Source organism: Flavobacterium sp. (genome assembly GCF_031422135.1).
Classification (GTDB): domain Bacteria; phylum Bacteroidota; class Bacteroidia; order Flavobacteriales; family Flavobacteriaceae; genus Flavobacterium.
The window spans coordinates 1-4,363 of record NZ_JANOQD010000004.1 but is presented as its reverse complement, the minus strand read 5'-3'; the positions used below and the strand labels follow the sequence as shown (position 1 = coordinate 4,363).

General features: G+C 30.1%; 5 protein-coding genes. All 5 read left to right on the top strand.

Annotation, left to right across the window (positions count from 1 at the left end; genetic code table 11):
- Positions 1-654: phage baseplate assembly protein V (locus RMO70_RS01000; RefSeq protein WP_310554557.1), on the top strand; the 654-nt coding region annotated here is incomplete at its 5' end.
- Between the two features lie 11 nt (positions 655-665).
- Complete coding sequence (locus RMO70_RS00995; protein ID WP_310554556.1) at positions 666-836, top strand: hypothetical protein; 171 nt, start codon at positions 666-668, stop codon at positions 834-836.
- The gene (locus RMO70_RS00990; RefSeq protein WP_310554555.1) at positions 820-1,722 is read left to right on the top strand and encodes a hypothetical protein; all 903 of its coding nucleotides are present in this window, start codon (positions 820-822) and stop codon (positions 1,720-1,722) included. Before RMO70_RS00995 ends, RMO70_RS00990 begins: the two co-directional genes overlap by 17 nt.
- A 3-nt stretch (positions 1,723-1,725) precedes the next feature.
- A complete protein-coding gene (locus RMO70_RS00985) occupies positions 1,726-2,442 on the top strand; it encodes a hypothetical protein (protein ID WP_310554554.1) in 717 nt (238 codons plus the stop codon).
- Positions 2,443-2,458: 16 nt separating this feature from the next.
- Positions 2,459-2,824, top strand: coding sequence for a hypothetical protein (locus tag RMO70_RS00980; protein WP_310554553.1), 366 nt, complete (start codon positions 2,459-2,461; stop codon positions 2,822-2,824).
- Positions 2,825-4,363 lie beyond the last annotated feature (1,539 nt).

Here is a 4,363-nt window from a genome sequence, read left to right as displayed (position 1 = left end):
ATTCAAGTGCAAATGGCTTGGCAAAAAAACAATTCCGAAAAAACCCCTTGGATTCGTATGACAAACCCACACGCTGGTGGTGGAAAAGGAATGTATTTTATTCCCGAAATTGGCGAAGAAGTTTTAATCGGTTTTGAAAGTGACAATGCCGAAAAACCTTTTGTGATGGGAACTATGTACAACGGAGCAGAAAGTTCAGGTTTTGCCACAGCCGACAATAGTTTTAAAGTCATAAAAACACAATCAGGGCATTATCTCGAATTCGAAGAACTTAAAAATATAAAACTGGCAGACAAAAAAGGCAATATTTTTCATATTGACAGTACTGGCGACACCATAAATATTAAAGCACTAAAAACTATAAATTTAGAGGCTGAAAATATTAATTTTATTGCTACACAAAACATTACCTCAAATGCAGGAAAAGATTTAATTTTGCAAGCAGGAAACGACATTAAACAAACCGCAACTGGAAATATGTTAGAATATGCAAACTCAAAACAAGAAATTGTAGAAAATAAAATAACAACACAATCGGCAGAATATAATGAAGTATCTGAAAAAATAACTATGAATACTACCAAAGAAAATATGACATTCAAAGCCTCTAAAACCATCAAAGTAAACAGTGGTGAAAAAAGTAATTTCCATTAAAATATCGAAATATGGCAATTATAAAACAAGCAAAGAATATTACAATCGAGATAACCAAACAACATTTGGTTATTGCAAGTGAAATAGAAAGAACAGCCGAAAGTATAGAAATTAAAGCTACTTGTGGCAATATTGAATTAAACAGCATTAAAAAAATAATAAAAAATGGGAACATCAATTAGTTTTGGTACATACGAAGCCGAAAAAATAAAAGAACCGTGGGAAAAGCACCAATACCGTGATGTATCAAAAGCTTTTTATACGCAAAGTGTAAACAGAATGATAAACAAACTCAATTATTGTGTTACTGCACTTACCTCACTCGAACTCCACGAATGTTATGTTGACCCTGATGATAAACACAATGAATTTGAACCTACTGTACCAAAAATAAACTATTTGAGCGCAGTAACTATTTATTTGAACAACATTGGTAAAATAATTGGAGGCGAAAGAATGTTAACAGAGTTTAAGGTAATATTTGATAAAAATTCACCATCAAGTGCTCGTGAATATAAAATAGACAATTCATACCCGATTAGGAGAAAAAAAGAAAATTGTGTCGATGGTAAAGAGTTGCACAACCACGTTATCAAAAACAAAAAAATTCAGTTCAGAAACGGAAATTTTTATGTAATAAAAACTTTCCATAAATACATCAAAGAAGCCTCCATTTGCAACCGTCGAACAGATGTGAACTATACCAATATGAAAGTTACAGAAAACCGAGACGAGTTAAACCAACTTTTAGGTAACTTGGCTTTATTAGGTGGCTCAATAGGTTTTGTTGAAGCCAAAGGTGCAGAAGTTTTAGCCAAAGGAGTAGAAGTTTTTTGTTATGCTCTAGATATTGAACCAAAAATAGGAGTGGCAGAGCGTATGTTTCCAATAAAAGGACCTGTGCATTTGGACAAACTTACCACATACAAATACTTCAAAGCCGTACAAGGAGAAGATTTAGAGTTTACTCAAATAGAAAGATCTGCTAAAGAAAGAAAAAGTGTTCCTTTCGACGAAACAGATATTTTAGAAAAATTAGAAAATTTTGGTTTAAAAATAAAAAAATAAAAAATGAAAACTTACATATTAATATTGTTTGTCATATTATTTACTTCTTGTGGTAAAACAGATAAAATAAATCATTATCTAAACGAAAAAGTAACAGAGTCAGAATTAGTTAATAATGGGTTTTATAAATATTCCTATACTTATAACTATTTAAATGATGAGAATGAAAAAGATAGCCTCAACGGTAAAGTTTATAAATATGTATTATACTCAAATGTAAAACCACAAAGACAAAAAGACGGAAAGTTATATCCAGTACCGCTTTTTAAATATAATCATCTTGAAAAAGTTCAACTTGAAGAAAGAATTCGTTTTGTTACTGATGAATTAGATAACAGAGTAATATCTTATCTTTTTATAAATGATATTCTTGATTTCAAAAGCATATATGTTTATTCTGTAAATAAGCATAAAAAAGATATTGCTGATTTTACAACAGGAAAAGGTATTTTAGATTATTATAAAAAACAAAAAGTAGCATTTAAACAAAAACTAGGAGGAATTAAATATGGTAAAATTGAGTTTCCATATAGATTTAGAATTAATAATTATGAAACGGGAATTTACATTCTTAAATTCAATGATACGATAAGTTATCAGATGGTTACCACTTATGAAACTGTAAAGGAAAATGAAGAAACTATTTATGATTTTAGACCAATAAATCCTGATGTTATGGAGGGATGGTATAATGGAAACACTTATGAATTGTCAAAATAAATGAAATTATACTTTTATGAACTCTCAAAATGAAACTGCTCACGAAATTAAAGATGGAATAAATTTTATAGGTACAGAAGTGTCTTTTATGCTATACAATACTAGAAATTCATCGTATTTTAGTTTAAATACAAAAAGTATGTATATTACTTTTCGAGATTCTTTTGGAAATATTATGCAAAATTCTTCCATAAGAATTAAATTTTATGACGAGGCAATTATTATAAATACTTTAGGGAAATCAATTAATAGAAGCAACGGAACTGTCATTGCTTTTTTGTCTAATAATGATGTTCAAGAACTTGCAGAAAAAACATTTTATGAAGAAGGGCAAACTCGTGTTTATGATTTCATAAATCTTAAGTTCAATATCGAATTATAATTTAGAAAATTCAAGTAGTCATTAAGAATGTTGCCTACGGCAACAAGAATATTACAGTTGGCAATTAGAATATTGCCATTGGCAACAAGATTTTTTGTTTAGGTAATTAGAATATTAGCGTTGGCAACTAGAATGTTTGTGTCGGCAACAAGAATATTAGCGACTGCAACAAGAATTCTACAGACTGCAACAAGTATTTTTAAGACTGCAACAAGAATATTACCGACTGCAACGAGTATTTTACTCACTGCAACGTAGAATTTCTTTACTGCAACAAGGATATTGCTAACTGCAACGAGAATATTCCTAACTGCAACAAAGATTGTGGAAAAAGCAACGTGTAAAAAGTAAAAAAGCAACATTATAAACAGTTAGGGCATCTTACAACAGCGGTTTTGCGATAGTGGGGTTTTAGGGCTTAATTCAATGTTGGTTTTGTACTTGTTATTTTCTATCTTTACTCCAATGTTAAGGCTTTCTTAAACCCACCATCGCAAAGCCACGAGACGTTAACCGACAACTATTCCCAAAATTCCCAACAGGGAATTTACTCTGATAACAAGTCGACAAAATTTGTTGGTAAGTTTTGGAATTACGAAACATCACGTTGACGACTTCGCTCCTATTTTTCAAAAGTTTATTAGAAAAGCAAAACAGAAATAGTGAACTTTGGAGAAATCTGAAAATGAAAAGTTTTATGGAAAAGTGAAACCAAAAAACTGAACTTTGGAGAAATCAAAATTGGAAAAGTTTTGTGGAAAATTGAAATTGAAAAAATTAACTTTGGAGAAATCAAAATTGGGTATGTTTTGTGGAAAATTGAAATTGAAAACTGAACTTTGGAAAAATAAAAATTAAGAAAGTTTTGTGGAAAAGCGAAACTGTAAAACTGAACTTTGGAGAAATCAGAATTAGAGAAATTTTGTGGAAAAATGAAATTGAAAAAATGAACTTTGGAGAAATCAAAATTGGGAAAGTTTTGTGGAAAATTGAAATTGAAAACTGAACTTTAGAAAAATAAAAATTTAGAAAGTTTTATGGAAAAGCCAAACTGTAAAACTGAACTTTGGAGAAATCGGAATTGGAGCAATATTGCGGAAAAGCGAAACTGTAAAACTGAACTTTGGTGAAATCAGAATTGGAGAAATTTTGCGAAAAATCGAAACTAAAAAACTAAACTTTGGCGAAATTAAGATTTAGAAAATTTTGCGAAAAAGCGAAACTAAAAAAAAAAAATAAAAGTTAAAAGAAATTTCACTAGAGTTGAAAATCAAGAAATAACAACAAATATAGTCGTCGGTTAACAGCGGTTTGGCGCAATTGGGGTCTTAGGCAAACTTTAAAGTTGGTTTTGTACTTGAAAGTTCGGTCTTTAATTTATACATTTGGCTAACCAAATCCCCAACTGACGCCAAGCCACGGGACGTTGTGTGCAACCTTCGAGCGACAGAAACGCAAAAGAAAATATTCTACATTAACAATATTATAATGAATCTTAATATTTTGTAACATATATTTAAATATATTATAAACTATCAA